20 protein-coding genes and 1 pseudogene are annotated in these 17,317 nt (G+C 64.1%); 10 read left to right on the top strand and 11 right to left on the bottom strand.

The window, feature by feature from the left end; translation table 11 throughout:
* Window positions 1–3: 3 nt before the first annotated feature.
* Window positions 4–1,110, top strand: a complete 1,107-nt coding sequence (glcE, locus tag ACV17W_RS04535) for a glycolate oxidase subunit GlcE (RefSeq protein ID WP_462595254.1) — start codon at window positions 4–6, stop codon at window positions 1,108–1,110.
* A 6-nt stretch (window positions 1,111–1,116) separates the two neighbouring features.
* Window positions 1,117–2,340 carry a glycolate oxidase subunit GlcF gene (glcF, locus tag ACV17W_RS04530; RefSeq protein ID WP_462595253.1) on the top strand — a complete coding sequence of 408 codons (1,224 nt, stop codon included), beginning with the start codon at window positions 1,117–1,119 and terminating at the stop codon, window positions 2,338–2,340.
* Between the two features lie 29 nt (window positions 2,341–2,369).
* On the opposite strand, the gene ACV17W_RS04525 is transcribed toward glcF, so the two are convergent.
* From ACV17W_RS04525 to ACV17W_RS04495, 7 genes are all read right to left on the bottom strand, one after another.
* Window positions 2,370–2,780, bottom strand: coding sequence for a MarR family winged helix-turn-helix transcriptional regulator (locus ACV17W_RS04525; RefSeq protein ID WP_462595252.1), 411 nt, complete (start codon window positions 2,778–2,780; stop codon window positions 2,370–2,372).
* Between the two features lie 76 nt (window positions 2,781–2,856).
* Window positions 2,857–3,342, bottom strand: coding sequence for a nucleoside deaminase (locus ACV17W_RS04520; RefSeq protein ID WP_462595251.1), 486 nt, complete (start codon window positions 3,340–3,342; stop codon window positions 2,857–2,859).
* Window positions 3,342–3,734 carry a DMT family transporter gene (locus ACV17W_RS04515; RefSeq protein WP_462595250.1) on the bottom strand — a complete coding sequence of 131 codons (393 nt, stop codon included), beginning with the start codon at window positions 3,732–3,734 and terminating at the stop codon, window positions 3,342–3,344. Before ACV17W_RS04515 ends, ACV17W_RS04520 begins: the two co-directional genes overlap by 1 nt.
* Window positions 3,735–3,751: 17 nt before the next feature.
* Entirely contained in the window at window positions 3,752–4,072 is a 321-nt protein-coding gene (locus ACV17W_RS04510) for a DMT family transporter (RefSeq protein ID WP_462595249.1), read from the bottom strand.
* Between the two features lie 15 nt (window positions 4,073–4,087).
* Window positions 4,088–4,669 carry a DsbA family oxidoreductase gene (locus ACV17W_RS04505; RefSeq protein WP_462595248.1) on the bottom strand — a complete coding sequence of 194 codons (582 nt, stop codon included), beginning with the start codon at window positions 4,667–4,669 and terminating at the stop codon, window positions 4,088–4,090.
* 268 nt (window positions 4,670–4,937) lie between these two features.
* Window positions 4,938–5,807, bottom strand: coding sequence for an N-formylglutamate amidohydrolase (locus tag ACV17W_RS04500; protein ID WP_462595247.1), 870 nt, complete (start codon window positions 5,805–5,807; stop codon window positions 4,938–4,940).
* A 60-nt stretch (window positions 5,808–5,867) separates the two neighbouring features.
* Complete coding sequence (locus tag ACV17W_RS04495) at window positions 5,868–6,857, bottom strand: Bug family tripartite tricarboxylate transporter substrate binding protein (RefSeq protein ID WP_462595246.1); 990 nt, start codon at window positions 6,855–6,857, stop codon at window positions 5,868–5,870.
* Between the two features lie 154 nt (window positions 6,858–7,011).
* Here ACV17W_RS04495 and gcvA point away from each other — a divergent pair, with 154 nt between their 5' ends.
* From gcvA to ACV17W_RS04480, 3 genes are read left to right on the top strand one after another with little or no spacing between them, the layout of a single operon-like run.
* The gene (gcvA, locus tag ACV17W_RS04490) at window positions 7,012–7,932 is read left to right on the top strand and encodes a transcriptional regulator GcvA (RefSeq protein WP_462595245.1); all 921 of its coding nucleotides are present in this window, start codon (window positions 7,012–7,014) and stop codon (window positions 7,930–7,932) included.
* A gap of 10 nt (window positions 7,933–7,942) precedes the next feature.
* Window positions 7,943–9,073 (top strand): tRNA 2-thiouridine(34) synthase MnmA, encoded by a 1,131-nt coding sequence (gene mnmA, locus ACV17W_RS04485; protein WP_462595244.1) that lies wholly within the window; start codon window positions 7,943–7,945, stop codon window positions 9,071–9,073.
* 53 nt (window positions 9,074–9,126) lie between these two features.
* Entirely contained in the window at window positions 9,127–9,945 is an 819-nt protein-coding gene (locus ACV17W_RS04480) for a sulfite exporter TauE/SafE family protein (RefSeq protein WP_462595243.1), read from the top strand.
* Window positions 9,946–10,079: 134 nt separating this feature from the next.
* Here the strand turns inward: ACV17W_RS04480 and ACV17W_RS04475 are convergent, their stop codons facing one another.
* Window positions 10,080–10,688 (bottom strand): glutathione S-transferase, encoded by a 609-nt coding sequence (locus tag ACV17W_RS04475; protein ID WP_462595242.1) that lies wholly within the window; start codon window positions 10,686–10,688, stop codon window positions 10,080–10,082.
* Between the two features lie 163 nt (window positions 10,689–10,851).
* On the opposite strand from ACV17W_RS04475, the pseudogene purB reads away from it, so the two are divergent.
* Window positions 10,852–12,227 (top strand): annotated as a pseudogene (purB, locus tag ACV17W_RS04470) (adenylosuccinate lyase).
* Between the two features lie 50 nt (window positions 12,228–12,277).
* Complete coding sequence (locus ACV17W_RS04465; RefSeq protein ID WP_462595241.1) at window positions 12,278–12,736, top strand: c-type cytochrome; 459 nt, start codon at window positions 12,278–12,280, stop codon at window positions 12,734–12,736.
* A gap of 108 nt (window positions 12,737–12,844) precedes the next feature.
* Here the strand turns inward: ACV17W_RS04465 and ACV17W_RS04460 are convergent, their stop codons facing one another.
* From ACV17W_RS04460 to ACV17W_RS04450, 3 genes are all read right to left on the bottom strand, one after another.
* Window positions 12,845–13,537 (bottom strand): cytochrome b/b6 domain-containing protein, encoded by a 693-nt coding sequence (locus ACV17W_RS04460; RefSeq protein WP_462595240.1) that lies wholly within the window; start codon window positions 13,535–13,537, stop codon window positions 12,845–12,847.
* A 60-nt stretch (window positions 13,538–13,597) separates the two neighbouring features.
* Entirely contained in the window at window positions 13,598–13,894 is a 297-nt protein-coding gene (locus ACV17W_RS04455; protein WP_462595239.1) for a hypothetical protein, read from the bottom strand.
* A 379-nt stretch (window positions 13,895–14,273) separates the two neighbouring features.
* A complete protein-coding gene (locus ACV17W_RS04450) occupies window positions 14,274–14,636 on the bottom strand; it encodes a hypothetical protein (protein ID WP_462595238.1) in 363 nt (120 codons plus the stop codon).
* A gap of 166 nt (window positions 14,637–14,802) precedes the next feature.
* Here ACV17W_RS04450 and ACV17W_RS04445 point away from each other — a divergent pair, with 166 nt between their 5' ends.
* The 3 genes from ACV17W_RS04445 (at window position 14,803) to ACV17W_RS04435 (ending at window position 17,116) form a co-directional block, all read left to right on the top strand.
* Entirely contained in the window at window positions 14,803–15,486 is a 684-nt protein-coding gene (locus ACV17W_RS04445) for a DUF3053 family protein (protein ID WP_462595237.1), read from the top strand.
* 58 nt (window positions 15,487–15,544) lie between these two features.
* Window positions 15,545–16,639, top strand: a complete 1,095-nt coding sequence (locus ACV17W_RS04440; RefSeq protein WP_462595236.1) for an AI-2E family transporter — start codon at window positions 15,545–15,547, stop codon at window positions 16,637–16,639.
* A gap of 117 nt (window positions 16,640–16,756) precedes the next feature.
* A complete protein-coding gene (locus tag ACV17W_RS04435) occupies window positions 16,757–17,116 on the top strand; it encodes a hypothetical protein (RefSeq protein WP_462595235.1) in 360 nt (119 codons plus the stop codon).
* The last annotated feature ends 201 nt before the right edge of the window (window positions 17,117–17,317 follow it).

The raw sequence follows: 17,317 nt of genomic DNA, 5'->3' as shown, positions 1-17,317 counted from the left end.
CATATGGAATTCGTCCTGTCGGAGTTGTGCGACCAGGTCATGACGGCGCGCGCGGGTCACAAGCCCTTGTTCGTCATGGGAGGGGGCAGCAAATCGTTCTATGGGAACTACCGGCCCGTCAGGCCGCAGGATGGCCATTGCCTGCTCGACATGACACCGTACAGCGGCATCGTGAGCTACCAGCCGTCTGAACTCGTCGTGTCGGTGCGGGCAGGAACTCCCCTGTCCACGCTTGAAGCCACGCTGGCAGAACAGGGGCAGATGCTGGCCTTCGAACCTCCGCACTTCAGTCCTGCCGCCACGGTGGGAGGCTGCGTGGCGGCCGGCCTGGCCGGGCCGCGCCGCATGGCCGCGGGCGCGGTGCGCGATTTCGTGCTGGGCGCGCGCCTGCTCGATTCACAGGGCCGCATCCTGTCGTTCGGGGGCGAGGTCATGAAGAACGTCGCGGGCTATGACGTGTCGCGCCTGCTTGCCGGGTCGCACGGCATATTCGGCGCGCTGCTCGATATATCGCTGAAAGTCGTTCCACGGCCTCAGGAAGAGCGTACGCTGCGCTACGAAGCGACCCAGGAGCAGGCACTGCGCGATTTCACCGCATGGCGCGGCCAGCCGCTGGCCGTTTCGGCAAGCTGCTGGACCCCTGCGGAGCAAGGCCCGGGTCAGGTTACCGTGCGCCTGTCGGGCGCGCCGCCTGCGGTTCGCGCCGCTGCGGCCCGCATCGGCGGCGAGGTGCTGGACGAAGGCGAGGCTGCCCGTTGGTGGACGTCGCTGCGCGAGCAGACGCATCCGTTTTTCAACCGGGGCCAGCCTCTGTGGCGGCTGGCATTGCCGCCGGCGACGCCGCCGCTGCCCCTGGACAGGCCAGTGCTGGTCGAATGGGGCGGCGGCCAGCGCTGGGTCAGCGGAGGCAAGGATGCGCATGCCATGCGCGAATTGGCACAGCAATGGGGCGGGCATGCCACGCTGTTCCGTGCCAACGGCATCGACAACCCGGCTGACGGCGTCTTTCACCCGTTATCGGCGGGCGTTGCGGCGATCACGCGGCGCCTGAAACACGAACTCGATCCGGCCGGGCTGTTCAATCCGGGCCGGTTGATACACGAGCTATAGGCGGGTATGCAAACCAATCTTGCGCCCTGGGCACGCAATTCGGACTATGGCCGTGAGGCCGACGAGATACTGCGCCGCTGCGTGCACTGCGGATTCTGCACTGCAACGTGTCCTACCTATCAGGTATTGGGCGACGAGCTCGATGGGCCGCGCGGCCGCATCTATCTGATCAAGCAGGTGCTCGAAGGTGCCGAGCCCACGCAGTCTACTCAACGCCATCTCGACCGATGCCTGACTTGCCGGAATTGCGAAACCACCTGTCCCTCGGGAGTGCAGTATGGGCATCTGGTGGATATCGGCCGCCGAGTGGTCGACGAAAAGGTACAGCGTCCGTGGCGCGAGCGCGCGCTGCGGCTGATGCTGCGCAAGGGAATGAACTCGAGCCTGTTTGCGCCCGCGATGCGGGCCGGACAGATGCTGCGGGCCGTGTTGCCGGCCGGGCTGAAGCGCAAAGTGCCCGCCTGGCGCAGTCCGGGCCTCTTGCCGGATGCGGCGCGGCATTCGCGCCAGGTGCTGATGTTGTCCGGCTGTGTGCAGCCTGCCATGATGCCCACCATCGATGCCGCCACAGTGCGCGTGCTGGACGCCCTGGGCATCGGTGCGCGCATCGTATCCGGGGCACGCTGTTGCGGGGCCGTCAATTTCCACCTGGATGCCCAGGCCGAAGCCCTGGACCAGATGCGGGCCAATATCGATGCCTGGTGGCCCCTGGTGCAGCGTGGCGAGATCGAAGCCATTGTCATGAACGCGTCTGGCTGCGGAGCCATGGTCAAGGAGTATGCGCATCACCTGCGCAATGATGCGCAGTATGCCGAGAAGGCCGCGCGCGTCGTCGCCCTGGTCAAAGACGTTGCGGAAGTCGTGGCGCCGCATGCACAGGCCTTGCGCTCCAGGATGACGCCGGCGGGTAAGGCAGTGTTTCACCCACCGTGCACCCTGCAACACTGGCAGGGCTTGCGGCCTCTGAGCGAACGCTTGCTGTCCGACCTGGGTTTCGAATTGCTGCCCTTCAGCGACAGACACCTGTGCTGCGGCTCCGCAGGCGCGTATTCGGTGTTGAACCCGGGCATGGCCCTCGAACTGCGCGACCGCAAACTGGGCGCGATCGAGCCTCACGCGCCGCCGGTCATCATTTCATCGAACATCGGCTGTATTACGCACCTGCAAAGCGGGACCGATACGCCGGTGCGTCACTGGATCGAAGTCGTGGACGAACGCCTGCGCCGGTAAACGGCGTGGCCGTATTCGCACCACTGCGCTTATCTGGCTTTGGACGGGGCGCCTGACAGGAACTGATCGGCGCCGTGTTTTTTCAGCGCGGATGCCAGGGCGCGTTCGTAATCGGGATGCGCACTGGCCAGGCGCGCGCTGCCCTGGTCGGTCAGCACGGCGTACACGCCGCGCTTGTCGTCCGGACACAGGTCGCGCACGGCCAGGCCGCCGCGTTCCAACCGTTCAACCATGCGCGACACCGAACTTTGATTCAGGCCCAGATGGGTGGCCAGTTCCTGCATGCGCAGTTCGGTGTCCGGCGATTTCGCCAGGATGGCCAGCGCGCGGTATTCCGACAGCCCCAGGCCATGTTCGGACTGCAGGGCCCGAGCCAAATCGGACTCGACAAGCGCTGCCGCCTGGATGAGGTGCAACCATGCATCGCTTTTCTTCGTCATTGCGCAAGGTACCTGTGCAAGTGGATATCCCGGCATTTTCGCATATGCATGCTCATGCAATGATGGCGGCTTCGCCTCAGGGCAGTGGCCGGCGCGCGCTGTACGCCTGGAATGGCTCCAGGGCGCGCGGCACGGTGTGCCTGGCGACGGCCAGGCCGGGCCAATCGAGAGGTTCGCGCGCCAACAGCGAGTACGTGCCGCGATAATCGAAACCGTGGGCGGCAGCCTCATCCCGATCGACGGCAAAGCGGATGCGCGGAATGCCGGCGGACAACGCGCTCAGATAGCACATCGCGCATGGTTCGCCCGAGGCCAGCAGTGTGGCCCCGGAGAGGCGCGTGGCCCCCGCGCGCCGGCACGCCTCTCTGATCGCCTCGACCTCGGCGTGGGCGGTGGGATCCAGATGCTCGCGCACCCGGTTGACCCCGCGTCCGAGCACCATGCCGTGCTCGTCGATCACCAGGGCGGCGAACGGGATGCCTCCGCCCTGGACGTGCCTCAGCGACAGGGCCACCGTGTCTTCCATGCGCGCATCCCAAGAAGAGGACAGGTCGGCGCTCATCAGTGCGCCCCGGCCGGCGCTGTTGCGCCGCGTTTGCCCAGCTTGGCGCTGTCGGCCAGTTTCAGCCACACGACCCCGACGATGATGACGGCCAGCCAGAACGCCTGCGTCCAGCTCAGGGGTTGATGCATCACCACACTGCCCAGAACGGCGGCCCCTACTGAACCGATGCCTGCCCACACTGCATACCCGATGCCGACGTCGATCGTGCGCAGCGCGACGCTGAGCGTGTATAGCGTCAGCAGGAAGAAGACGACGGCCGCCACAGACCAATCCAAGACCGTGAATGCCTTGCTGCTTGCTACGCTGAGGGCATAGCCGATTTCGAAAACGCCCGCCAGCATCAGCATCAGCCAGGCGCGCCCGTTCGTTGTGTTGTGCTCGATAGTCATGATGATGGTCCTTATATTTACGCCGCGCCGCTGAGCCGCAGGCCCACGACGCCACCGATTACCAGAAGAATGCCCAGGAGTTTCTTGCCATTGAGCGGTTGCCCGAAGAACAAGGCCCCGAGCACGACAATTCCGACACCCGCAACCGAGGTCCATATCGCATACCCCACGCCGACATCGAACGTCAGCAGCGCGAGGCTCAGAAAGAACGTGGCGATCGCGCCGCTCACCAACGTGGCGGCGGTCCAGCCGACACGGGTAAAACCCATGGCCTTGCCTGCCGATACGGCCACCGCGATTTCAAAGACCACTGCAATACCAAGATAGATCCAGTTCATGAGAAGCTTCCTTTGTCAGATACCGAGGGCGGTCGCAAGGTCATCCGCGGCAGGGACGCCGCGGATCACTCGCTCTCCCACGATCAGGGTGGGAACAGAGTTGATGCCCAGCACGGTGCGTGCATGAAGCTGGGCGGATTGGTGACGTTCGGCATAGGTGCCGTCCGCCAGGCACCTGCGCGCGGCGTCTGGGTTCAGCCCCGACTCGGCGGCCAGTTGCGCCAGTACGTCAATATTTCCGATGTCCAGGTCTTCCTGGAAGAACGCGCGCAACACCCGTGTGGCATAGGCGTGGTCCACGCCGCGCTCTTTTGCCATCAGCAGCAGTTCCGACGCCCGTGCGGTGCGGGGCTGCGGCGAAATGGACGGCAGGCGGATCGTTACGCCCAGCCGGGCCGCCATGGGATATACCGAGCGCTGCCACACTGCAGGCAGGTACGGATCTTCAGGCCGCAGGGTGGGAACGGGGGCCGGCCGCAATTCAAAGGCGCGCCAGTCGATTTGAAGATCCCGGACTGACGCCAGGTCGGATAACACCTTTTCCGCCAGTAGACAGTAAGGGCAGACGAAATCGGAGTAGAGGGTAATGGTGGGCATCGTTCGTACCTGTGTAAATGCATGTGCATGCATATTAATGAGCGTTCCTGGTCTTGTCAATATGCATGCATGCGCATGCATTTAATAGTTCAGGGCTTCAGACTCGCGGGGAAGGGTGGGGCTGAGGGCGCGGGGAAGCAGGGGGGCGACCGGGCATGCCCCGTACAGGGGCGAAGTGGCCGCCGGGCGTGCGTTGCCGGGCGGCAACGCGGGCGGGATGGTCTGGCCTTCGGGGAACGAGGTCTGGCGTCCGGTGGGCGCCAGTTCGTCAGGCCAGTTGTGTCCGGATCCAGTCGAGCAGGGCGCCCGTGAGCTCGCGCAGGTCGGTCTTCAGCTTGTCATAGCCGGCGGACGGACGCAGGGTGGTTTCATCCATGTAGAGCTTGCGGTTGATCTCGATCTGCAGGCTGTGGCGGCCGTCGGCGGGCCGGCCAAAGGCCCGCACCAGTTCTACGCCCTTGTAGGGGTCGTTGACGGTCACTTGATAGCCGCGCGAGCCGAGCCAGGCTGCCACGAACTCGCGGAACGCCGGGTCGCTGGTCGAGCCGTCGCGATCGCCCAGCACGAAATCGGGATGCACCAGTCCGGGTTTGTCGGTGGCATAGGCGCCGGCGACACTGGGCATGGAATGGCAATTGATGTGCCAGACACGGCCATGGCGGGCGTGTGCCGTATCGATCAGGCGTCCCAGCTCGGCATGGTAGGGCTTCCAGCAGGCATCGATGCGATGGCGTACTTCTTCGAGGCTCAGTTTGCGCTGGTAGAGCGGTGTGCCGTCATCGAGCATGCGCCAGATCAGGCCCTTGCCCAGCCTGACCTTGGCCGAATCGGGTAGCGCATCAGGCCAGGGCTCGGCCAGCAGTTGGGGGTCGACCTCGTCAAGCGAGCGGTTGGCGTCGATATATGCGCGAGGGAAGGTAGCGGCGATCAGCGGCACGCCCATTGCCACGGCATCCCCCCACAGGTCATCAACCCACGTGTCTTCCGCCGTGCGCAGCGCCGCCAGCGGCGCCGACGACGCGAAGTCTGGCGGATAAGTCGTGCCGCTATGCGGCGAGTCGAGCACCAGCGGAACAGAAGCTTCGGGGTGGGCGGCTGGCAGGGCCAGGCGATAGGACAGAGGTTTATTGATGAGCATGGGGTAGGGATACGGCGGCAATACAGGAAACGGCCCCCGCCACCGGCGGGGGCAGACCGATCAGTCGATCCTCACATTGGCTTCTTGGGCGACGCGCTTGTTCTTCGCGATTTCCGCGGAGATCTGTTGCGCGTATTCGTCCGGCGTGTTGGCGACCGGCGCCGCGCCCAGGTTCTCGAGGCGTTGCACCACCGACGGATCGGCGCTCACCTGGACGACCGCGGCGTGCAGCTTGTCGAGAATGGGCTTGGGCAGGTTGGCGGGACCCACGAGCCCGAACCAGGACGAGTCGTTCACGGCTTGCAGGCCGGCCTCGGCAAATGTGGGCACATCGGGCAGGGCGGCGACGCGCTTGGGCGCGGCGACCGCCAGCGGCACCAGCTTGCCGGCCTGCACGTGCGGCAGCGACGAGGGCAGATTGTCATACAGGACGTCGACCTGGCCGGCCAGCGTATCGTTGAGCGCGGGGCCCACGCCACGGTAAGGCACGTGCATCAGGTCGGTGCCCGATGCCATCTTGAACAGTTCGCCCATCATGTGCGAAACGGATCCATTGCCCGCCGAGGCGTACGCCAGCTTGCCCGGATCCTGTTTGGCCAGTGCGATGAACTCGGTGATGTTCTTGGCCGGCACCTTGGGGTTGACCACCATGATGTTCGGCACGGCGGCCAGGTTCGAAATCGGCGTGAAGTCTTTCTCGGCGTCGAACGGCAGGTTCTGGTAAATGGCGGGATTGATGCCGTGCGTGCTGACGGTGGCAATACCGAGCGTGTAGCCGTCGGGTTCGCTGCTGGCCACCTGGGCGCTGCCGATTGAACCGCCGGCGCCTGCCTTGTTTTCCACCACGACTGTCTGGCCCAGCGCTTTGCTGAGCTGGTCGGCGAACAGGCGGCCGACGATATCGGTGGTGCCGCCGGGCGGGAAGGGCACCACGAGGCGGATGGGCTTGGTGGGATAGGCATCCTGCGCCAGGGCGACGCCGGCCGTCAGCGGCGACGCCGCGACGGCGGCAGTGAGGGACAGACCCAGGATGAAATTGCGACGTTGCATGAGTTCCCCTGTAGAGATGATCGATATGTTGCATTGCGCAAGCTGTACGATTCTGGTTGGTAAGGCGCGGTTTGCGCAAACGAAAGATTCTCCGTAAGCTATTCCTTTTCCTCATGGTCACGGTTGCATTTACTTGCAATTGGCCCGCGCCTTCATGCGCCGATTCTGCCCCTCCCTCACTGATTTACAGGCTTTCGAGGTGGCTGCTAGGCATAGCAGCTTCACCCGCGCCGCGCAGGAACTCTGCGTCACGCAGGGTGCCGTCAGTAAACAAGTGAAACATCTTGAGGCCTTTTTAGGCGTGGAGCTATTCCTGCGTATCAGGCAAGGGCTGGTGCTGACCGAGGCGGGGCAGAGCTATCTGAAGAAGATCCAGGCGGGGCTGAGCCAGATCGAGGCGGCCACCGTCGAGTTGATGGCGCATCAGGGGCAAGGGGGCACGCTCTACCTCACCTGTATGCCTACTTTCGGCGCCCGTTGGTTGATTCCCCGTCTGTCCGCCTTCATGCGGATACGCCCTGACATTCACGTGGAGTTCCTGCCCCATCGCCAGGGCTACGATTTTTCCAACCAGGAGCTCGATGCCGCGGTGCGTTTCGGCGACGGCATCTGGCCGGGCAGCGGCGCCGACTATATCGTGGGGCGGGATATCGTGCCCGTGTGCAGTCCGCGTCTGGTCAGCCCGGCATGCGACCATGCCGAAGAACTGCTGCGTTATCCGTTGTTGCACCATACCTCTGCGCTCGAGGGCTGGCGCGACTGGTTCGAACAGGCAGGCTGCGATGCGCGGCGCGCCCTCGAAGGCGCCCGTTTCGATCAATATTCCCTGCTGTCGCAGGCGGCGGCCGCGGGCTTTGGCATTGCCCTGATACCCCGCTGCCTTATCGAAGACGAATTGCGCGATGGCCGGCTTGCCGTGCCGCTTCAATTGCCGATACGCGCCCGCCAGGGCTATTACCTTTGCTACCCGGAGCAGAAAGCCAACCTGCCCATCCTGCAGGCGTTCCGCGCCTGGCTGATGGAGGTCTCGGCAGCGGCCGAGCCGCGTCCCGCCGAACCCGCCGCCTCGCTCTAAAATGGCCGCCATGTCTCTTGCATCTTTTACCTCTGTGTCGGGCAAAGGCCGCCGCGTAGTCGTCGGCATGTCGGGCGGCGTCGATTCGTCGGTAACGGCCTGGCTGCTCAAGCAGCAGGGCTACGAGGTCATCGGCCTGTTCATGAAGAACTGGGAAGACGACGACGATTCCGAATACTGTTCCACCCGCCAGGACCTGCTCGACGCCGCCAGCGTGGCCGACCTGGTCGGGGTCGACTTCGAATACGTCAATTTCGCCGCCGAATACAAAGACCGCGTTTTTTCCGAGTTTCTGCGCGAGTATTCCGCCGGCCGCACGCCCAACCCCGATGTGCTGTGCAACGCCGAGATCAAGTTCAAGGCATTCCTCGACCATGCCATGGCATTGGGCGCCGAACACATTGCCACCGGGCACTATGCGCGCGTGCGCTCGATCGCCGGGCCGCATGGTCGTGAATATCAATTGTTGAAAGCGCTAGACGGCAGCAAAGACCAGAGCTATTTCCTGCATCGCCTGAATCAGGCCCAGTTGTCGCGTACGCTGTTTCCGCTGGGCGAAATCCAGAAGACGGAAGTGCGGCGCATTGCGCACGAGATCGGCCTGCACAATGCGGCCAAGAAAGACTCCACCGGCATCTGTTTCATCGGCGAACGGCCGTTCCGGGAATTCCTCAACCGCTATCTGCCCACCGAACCCGGCGACATCCTCACCCCGCAGGGGCAGCGCGTAGGGCGCCACCACGGGCTGTCCTTCTACACGCTGGGCCAGCGCAAAGGCCTGGGCGTGGGGGGCGTCAAGGGCAGTCAGCGCGACGACGGCACGGCCGACGCCTGGTACGTGGCGCGCAAAGATCTGCAACGCAACATTCTTTATGTGGTGCAGGGGCATGACCACCCCTGGCTGCTTTCGAGCCGCCTGCAGGCCATCGACGCCAGCTGGGTGGCCGGCCGCCCGCCGGAGCCCGGCGCCTGCGGCGCCAAAACGCGTTATCGCCAGGCCGACGCGGCCTGCAGCATCGAATCGGCCAGCCAGGGCGACTTCGAACTCGCGTTCGCCCAGCCACAATGGGCGGTGACGCCCGGGCAGTCGGCCGTGCTCTATGACGGCGACATCTGCCTGGGCGGCGGCATCATCGCCTGAACGGCCCGGATGACGGCCGAGGCAAGAATTTCTATCAAACTAAGGAGTTTCAAGTGGATGTAGCAATGTTGGTTTGCCTGCTGGCGCTGGGGGCCGTGGTCGGGTTCGCGGCGGGCCTGCTCGGCATTGGCGGGGGCATGCTGCTGGTGCCTTTCCTCACCATGCTGTTTACCTGGCAGGGTATGGCGCCCGAACTCATCGTGCACGCCGCCATTGCCACTTCCATGACATCCATCCTGTTCACTTCGGTGTCCAGCGTGCGAGCCCATCAACGCAAGGGCACCATTCAATGGAAAATCGTCTTTGCGATGGCGCCCGGCATCATAGTCGGCGGCCTGCTTTCCGGAGGCGCTGCCTTCGCAGCCCTCAGTACCGCCTGGCTGTCGCTGTTTTTCGCGCTGTTCGTCGGCTATTCCGCCTGGAGCATGTTGCGCAACAAGAAGCCCAAGCCATCGCGCCAGATGCCCGGCGTCGTTGGTACTACGGCGGCGGGTGCAGGTATCGGCTTCCTGTCCGGACTGGTGGGGGCGGGGGGCGGCTTCTTGTCGGTGCCGTTCATGGTGTGGTGCAACGTCGCACTGCACGCCGCTGTCTCGACGTCGGCGGCGCTGGGCTTCCCCATCGCGCTGGCCAATAGCGTCGGATACGTGATCTCGGGCTTGAACGAACAGGTCAGCCGGCCCGGTATGCTGGGCTACATCTATTGGCCTGCGTTGCTGGCACTCGTGGCTACCAGCGTGCTTACCGCGCCCGCAGGGGCCCGCATGGCGCACCGCCTGCCCGTGGGTACGCTCAAACGGGTATTTGCCGGCCTCTTGTTTGCCCTGGCCGCGTATATGCTGACCAAGGCCTGGCAAGCCTTCGGCATGTGAATCACGCTATGGCGTCCGCGGGCGCCATGGCACTCGGCTGCCAGGTGCCTGTGCGGGCGCCGCGCGGTACACCGAAAGCCCGGCGGCGCGATGGCGGCCGGGCAACGGAGCAGGGTGGACGCGGTTCGCGCGGCTTACTTGGGGGGCGCGCTGTCGATGAACGACACGCGGGCCGAGAGCTTGTCGTAATGTCGCGCCAGGTTTGCGTGATCCGCCCGCCAGTCCAGGTCGGCGAAGCGGAAGTCCAGATAGCCGAGGGCACAGCCCACCGCGATGTCCGCCAGGCTGTAATTCACGCCCATGCAGTGGGCCTGGTCGCCCAGGCTGGTGTTCATCGCTTCGAGGCCCGCATGGATCTTGCGATATTGACGTTCAATCCATTCGGCGCTGCGCTGCGCTTCGGGGCGCAGTCTTTCGCGAACGATGATCACGCACGCATCGACCACGCCGTCGGCGATGGCTTCCCAGCACTTGACGGCCGCCCGTTCGCGACCCGGCTGGGGAATCAGGCGGGCAACCGGCGAGAGCGTATCGAGGTATTCGACGATGACGCGCGAATCGAACAGGGCGCCGCCGTCTTCCATCACCAGGCAGGGCACTTTGCCCAGCGGGTTGTAGGTCTGGATCTTCGTGTCGGGAGACCACACGTTCTCGAGTTCGAGCTGGTAGTCCAGCTTCTTCTCGGCCATGACGACCCGCACTTTGCGGACATAGGGACTGGTAAGCGAGCCGATCAGTTTCATGGAGGCCACAAGCGAAGTCGGAAAGCGGGCGCAGTATAGCAGGCGCAGTAAGGGCAAATGTACGAAGTTCGCTTTATGCAACGTTTTTTTGCCGGATTGTTACATCCGCGTGGGTGATAAAATCGGCACCCCGCCCATTATTCGCTATTTTCGCCTCCACGCCATGCAAATCGCCGACCAGATCAGTTACCTCAATGCGCTGTCCCCCCTGGACGGCCGTTATGCCGCCCGGGGCGACGCATTGCGAGGGCTGTTGTCCGAAGCGGGCTTCATGGCGCACCGTGTCGAGGTCGAAGTCGCCTGGCTGGTGGCGCTGTCCGACGCAGGTCTGCCCGAGCTCCCGTCGTTCACGCCCGGCGCGCGCGACCGCCTGGCGCAACTCGTGCGCGACTTTTCCGAGGCCGACGCGGCCCGCATCAAGGATATCGAACGCGTCACCAACCATGACGTCAAGGCGGTCGAATACTGGCTGAAAGAACAGGTGGCCGAAGATCCGGAACTGGCCCGCGCGGCCGAGTTCATCCATTTCGCCTGCACCTCCGAAGACATCAACAACACTTCGCACGCCCTGATGCTGACGCGTGCTCGCTCCGAGGTGGTCGTGCCTCGCCTGCGCCAGATTGCCGACACGCTCGCCGCCATGGCCGGGCAGTACGCCGATCAGCCCATGCTGTCGCGCACGCACGGACAGCCCGCCAGCCCCACCACGCTGGGCAAGGAATTCGCCAATGTTGCGGCGCGGCTCAAGCGCGCCATCGAAGCCATCGAGGCCGTCGAGCCGCTGGCCAAGCTCAATGGCGCCACGGGCAATTACAACGCACACCTGTCGGCGTATCCCGAGATCGACTGGCCGGCGTTCAGCGCCCGCGTGCTGGCCGGCCTGGGGCTCACGCAGAACCGCCACACCATCCAGATCGAACCGCATGACTGGATGGCGGCACTGTTCGACGCCGTGGCCCGCGCCAACGTCATCGTGCTCGACCTCGATCGCGACATCTGGGGCTATGTGGCCCTGGGCTATTTCAAGCAGCGGCTGAAAGAAGGTGAGGTGGGTTCGTCCACCATGCCCCACAAAGTCAATCCGATCGACTTCGAAAATTCCGAAGGCAATCTGGGGCTGGCCAATGCGGTGCTGCGCCATCTGTCCGAAAAGCTCCCGGTATCGCGCTGGCAGCGCGATCTCACCGATTCGACCGTGCTGCGCAATCTGGGCGTGGGCCTGGGTTACAGCGTGGTGGCCTGGGATTCCTGCCTGCGCGGGTTGGGCAAGCTCGAAGTCAACACTGCCGCGATCGATGCCGACATCGATGCGTGCTGGGAGGTCTTGCTGAACCGGTCCAGACCGTCATGCGCCGCTATGGCCTGCCGCAGCCGTACGAACAGCTCAAGGCGCTGACCCGCGGCAAGGGCATCACCGAATCCGCGTTGCGCGAGTTCGTCAGCGGCCTTGAATTGCCGGACGATGCGAAGGCCCGCCTGCTGGCCCTGACCCCGCGTGCCTACGTGGGACTGGCGGCCCAGCTGGCCCGGGCGGTATAGTCGCCACTGCCGGCTGGGCCGGCTTTGTCGTACTTATCGGGAGATTCTTCATGAAGCAGTTCCCCCTGCTGGTCGCCGCTGCCTGTGTCAGCGTCATGTCACTCTGGGCCGCGCCTGCGCAAGCTCAATTCGCCAAACCGGCCGATGCCATCAAGTATCGCCAGTCGGCGCTGACGCTGATGGGTTCGCACTTCGGGCGCATGCAGCCCGTCATCAAGGGTCAGGTTCCTTACGATGCCGCCCAGATCAAGGCGAACGTCCAGATCCTGAATACGCTGGCAGCACTGCCTTGGGCCGCATTCGGTCCCGGCACCGAGGGTGGAGATGCACGCCCCGAAGTCTGGAGCGATGCAGCCGGTTTTCAGCAGAAGCGCGAACGCTTTGCGGACAGCATGGTCAAGCTGACCGCGGCTGCCGACTCAGACGATCTGGACAAGCTGCGGGCGGCATTTGGCGACGTGGGCGCCAGCTGCAAGGCCTGCCACGACTCATACCGAAAGAAGAAGTAAGCCGCGCCGGCCTGCTGCCGCGGCCGGCCAGGCAGGGGGCGCGCATCCCGACGGGGGGCGCCCCGCGTGCAGCTTGGCCGGCAGCGAGCGTCTGGCGGCTGGGCCGCGTCAGGAAAACGAGAAATCGGCCACGACTTCAAGCGACTGTATCCAGAAGACGACGCCTGCCGCGATGACGGCCACGACCACCGCCCGCAGCCAGATCCGCGGCCCGTCTTCGGAGGCCGGCGTGCCGGGCGGAACATCCTGCGGGCGCGCATCGCCAGTGATCATGGGGCGCACCAGGCGCTTGCGGCGCACCCCCGCATACCATGCCACCGCCAGGACGTGCAGGCCGACCAGCCCAAGAATGATCCATTCGTTGGTGCGGTGCCAGAACGTGAACCAGGAGGCCAGGGACGGGCCGACACGCGCATAAAGCGGGCCCTGCGTCATGATGTCGTCGGTGGCGAACAATCCGCTTACCGACTGGAACGCCACCAACGCGATCAGCGCAATCACCGACCATGCCCCAAGCGGGTTGTGTCCAGCCGGCGCGGAGTGGCCTTGCAGGTATCGTTTGATGGCCGAGGGGCCGCGCACGAAAGTGGCGAACCTGGCGTAGCGGGGGCCCACAAACCCCCAGATCACGCGGAAGATGACCAGGCCAAGGGCTGCCTGGCCAAACCGCACATGCCATTCCATGTTCAAGCCGCCAAGCTTGACGGTGATATAGGCGCCGATCAGGCAGGCGGCCAAGGTCCAATGGAAGATGCGGGTGGGAAGATCCCAGATGCGTATGGATGCGCGCGTGTGCTGCATGGTGGTGCAAAGTAAGGCGATGACGCCGAATTTAGCACGCGGTCCCGCCGCAGGTGAACGTCAGGAAGCCAGGGCGGCTCCGCGGCGCAACGGTTCGATGCGATGCACGTGTTCGTGCCGGAAACGTATGCGTATGCCGGGGCCGGCCGACTGGCCGCACGGCCGCACCACGTCGGTGGTGTAGGTCACCGTACCATTGATGGGCGCGTTGAAGATCACCGTGGCGCGGATTTCCGGGCCATGGGCAGGTTTCAGGTGCACGATGTCACCCACGTGGATGGGGGTCTGGTCGAGCTTGCTATGGTGGACGCGGGGCAACAGGTGCGTGGCGCTCAGGACAGAAGTGGATAGGTTCATGGTTTTCCTCTTTCGAGTTCTCGTTATGGGAATGCAGTACCAGCGGGCGCACACAACCGAGCGCAACCTGCATGGACAGGGAAAGGCGATCTGGAGTGATACGCAAGCGCGGTGCGCTTCAGGGGGCCCGGTTGGAATGGGCTGATTGCGAGGCCGGGTAGATGGCGAGGCGCCTGGTGCTTCGGAACACCGTAAAACCGGTGGCTTCGCTTTGCGGCACAACAACCAGCTTGCGAGCTGGCGGGGCGGGATTTGTAGAATGGCCGGTTGGCGAAAGTTGCCATACCAGGCTTTCTTATAGAGGCCCTGTCTCGAAGAAATGCCGCAAAGATCAAAGTCTAAGCGTAAATGCCTGTTTTGTCAATACTTTTTACACCGGTCAGTGCCGGGTGGCCGCCTGGGCGTGAGCCAGGCGCTGGGCTTCGATGATCTGGTCTTCGAGTTCCGGTGACATTTCAAGCGCCACCTGGGGCGGTTCGCCAGGCGCGAGGTCGAGCTTGAGCAGGATGCGCTGGCCATCGAATGCGGCTGGAGCGGCCTGGATATCGATATAGCGCTGTACCAGCGCGTCTACGGCGTGCTGCGCGCGCGCCAGAGCGGCGTCGTCAATGGGCGGCTGAGCCAGTTCCTGGTTGACCACGCGGGCCAGGTCTGAAGTGAAGAACAGGAAAGCCGTGGCACCACGGCAGTCGGGATGTGCGTAGCCCCAGGGTTCCGGGGTGGTATCGGTATTCGCAGTCATCCGGCAATTGTAGGGCAGACCCGCCGGCGCCGTCGGCAAATGCTGTCACATATCGCTTCCCAGGCAACAATTCCTACATAGGTGCCCTGGCGCGCCACAGTTCAGTTAATGTTCGACCCGGCGCCTGACGCCGTCGTGATGGGCAGAGCCCGGGAGCAAGTGAACTGTGTTTCGGATTTTGATGCTGATGGTGGTGTGCCTGGGGGTGGCGGGGTGTGTGAACAAAGAGCCCGAGCATCGCGCGGCGTTCATTGACTGGCTGCAGACGCAGGACACCGAGGCGGCGCTTTCCCCTCTGCCTCGCCTGGATCGTAGCGAGCGTAACGGTTTTGGCGACTATGCCGAGCACTACGAAGTGCTGGCCGACTTCGACGAAGTGGCCAGGCAGGCGTATGCAACCGTGGCGCGTGCGCTGGGTCACGATGAACTCCATACCCTGGCGGCGCTGCTGGCGCGGCAGGAACCCCTGGCAGAAGATGAGCAGGCGCTGGCAAGGGCGCGCGATTCTCTGCTGCAGGCGCGGCAGCGCGCCCAGGCCCAGCGTCTCGCGCTTGAACAGCCTTCAGACTTGCAACCCGTGTATGCGCAGGTTTTTGAACGGGCCGTCACGCAGCGGGCCGCGCAACTCGAGTCGCTGCTTGCAACAGCGTCGGCTGCCGTGGGCGACGCATTGCGTGTTGCCCAGTTCGTGGACCGCCACCAAGAGCAGATAACGATCACCCCCGACTCGGCAGCCGTGCGCGATCCCACGGTTCAACAGGAACTGAACCGCCTCATCGATGCGCTCAATGGCCATGCCAACGCGGTCGCCGGGGCCCAGAGCCACCTCCGCGATCAGGAGGGCCAATGAAACCGTCCCTGTTTGTACAATGCGCCACAGACGGCAGCCGCCGGACACGAGGTCAAATATGAGCGGAATCAGCCTGCAATACCGTTGCTTTCTACTGTTGCTGGGTTTGGTAACGATTGCCTTTTTGGGGGTGCTATGGCCGTTTTACGGCGCCGTGTTCTGGGGCGCGATACTGGCCATCATCTTCGCGCCCGTACATCGCCGCATCGCGGCCAAGCTGGGCGCGCGCCGCAATCTGGCCGCGTTGATATCACTGACGATGGTATTGCTGGTGGTGATCGTACCCGTGGCGTTCATCGCCGCGTCCATGGTGCAGGAAGGGGCGTACCTGTACCAGCGCGTCAAGTCGGGCAATCTCGACTTCGGCGCTTTCATACAGCAGATCCTGGACGCAATGCCGGAATCGATCCATAACCTGCTGGCACGCTTCGGCATGGCCGACATCACGGGCCTGCAAGACAAGCTGACCGCAGGCGCCATGGAGGGCAGCCAGTTCCTGGCGACCCAGGCCTTCAACATCGGCCAGAACACGTTCCAGTTCGTCATCAGCTTCGGCGTGATGCTCTATCTGCTGTTTTTCTTGCTGCGCGACGGTTCGCTGCTGTCGGCGCGACTGCGCGAAGCTATCCCATTGAGCAAGGGCCGCAAGACCCACCTGCTGCGCAAGTTCACCACCGTGATACGCGCGACCGTCAAGGGCAACATTGCGGTTGCCGCCGTGCAGGGGGCGCTGGGCGGGGCGATTTTCTACGTTTTGGGCGTGCAGGGCCCAGTGTTGTGGGGCGTGGTCATGGCCTTCCTGTCGTTGCTGCCCGCCATCGGCGCCGGACTGGTGTGGGTTCCCGTTGCGATTTATTTCCTTGCGACCGGGGCGATCTGGCAGGGTGTGGCGTTGATCCTTTTCGGCGTACTGGTCATCGGCATGGTCGACAACGTACTGCGCCCCATACTGGTCGGCAAGGACACCAAGCTGCCGGACTACATGGTGTTGATCTCCACGCTGGGCGGCATGGCTTTGTTCGGCCTGAACGGTTTTGTCATCGGGCCCCTGATCGCGGCGCTGTTCGTGGCCAGCTGGGATCTTTTCAGTTCCGATATGTCGCGTGCCAAGGAGCGTGACGATGGCGCGCTGCCGCCACCTTCGGCGCCGTGACGCGTCAGCCGCCGTATGTAACGCCCCGGTAACGCTCTTCAAGGATTGCAAGGTTACGGTCCTGGGCACGTGTTTTGCTCTACCCTGGAACAGTGGTACTTCTCAGGGAGATCAGCCATGGACACGTTTTCCGCGTTTGCTTCCCGGGTGAGTTATTCCATCCGGCCGCGCGTCCACGAAGTGGGTTTTGGCGAGTTCCGCGGGTGCGTCGACATCATTGGGCGTGAAGCTTCGCGCACGTTCAGCTTCACGCGCTTCTGCGACATGGTGCGATCCGGACGCGACCGCGCCGAGTTGGACGCGCTCAGATTGGCGCGGCAACTGCAAGCCACCGAATGCGCAAATGGCAAGAGCTGGATATTGCCGGGCCAGGTGAGCGTACGGTGCGAACCTGAATTAGTGGAAGACGTACCTAGCAGCCTGCTGCGCCCCGCCAAACCCGGGCCTCAGCGCCGGCATCTGCGCGTGGCTGCCTGAGTTCCAGCGGCCGCTCGCAGCCGGGCGAGGTGCGAGTGCCCGGCTGCGAGCGGCCGGCTGCGAGCCACCCGTTGCGACCGGCGAGGTGCGGCCGGCAGGAGTCCCTTGCGAAGCCCGGCTGGTGAGCTTCTGCGGGTGACCTTCGGCCGGAGAACGCGACGGGGCAGGGAATCGCTCGGCCGAACCTTGCACACCGCACTG

This window comes from Bordetella sp. MIP270_01_BMS (assembly GCF_054958705.1).
Note: the sequence above shows the minus strand (reverse complement) of the source record. Positions and strands in the feature narration are given on the sequence as shown.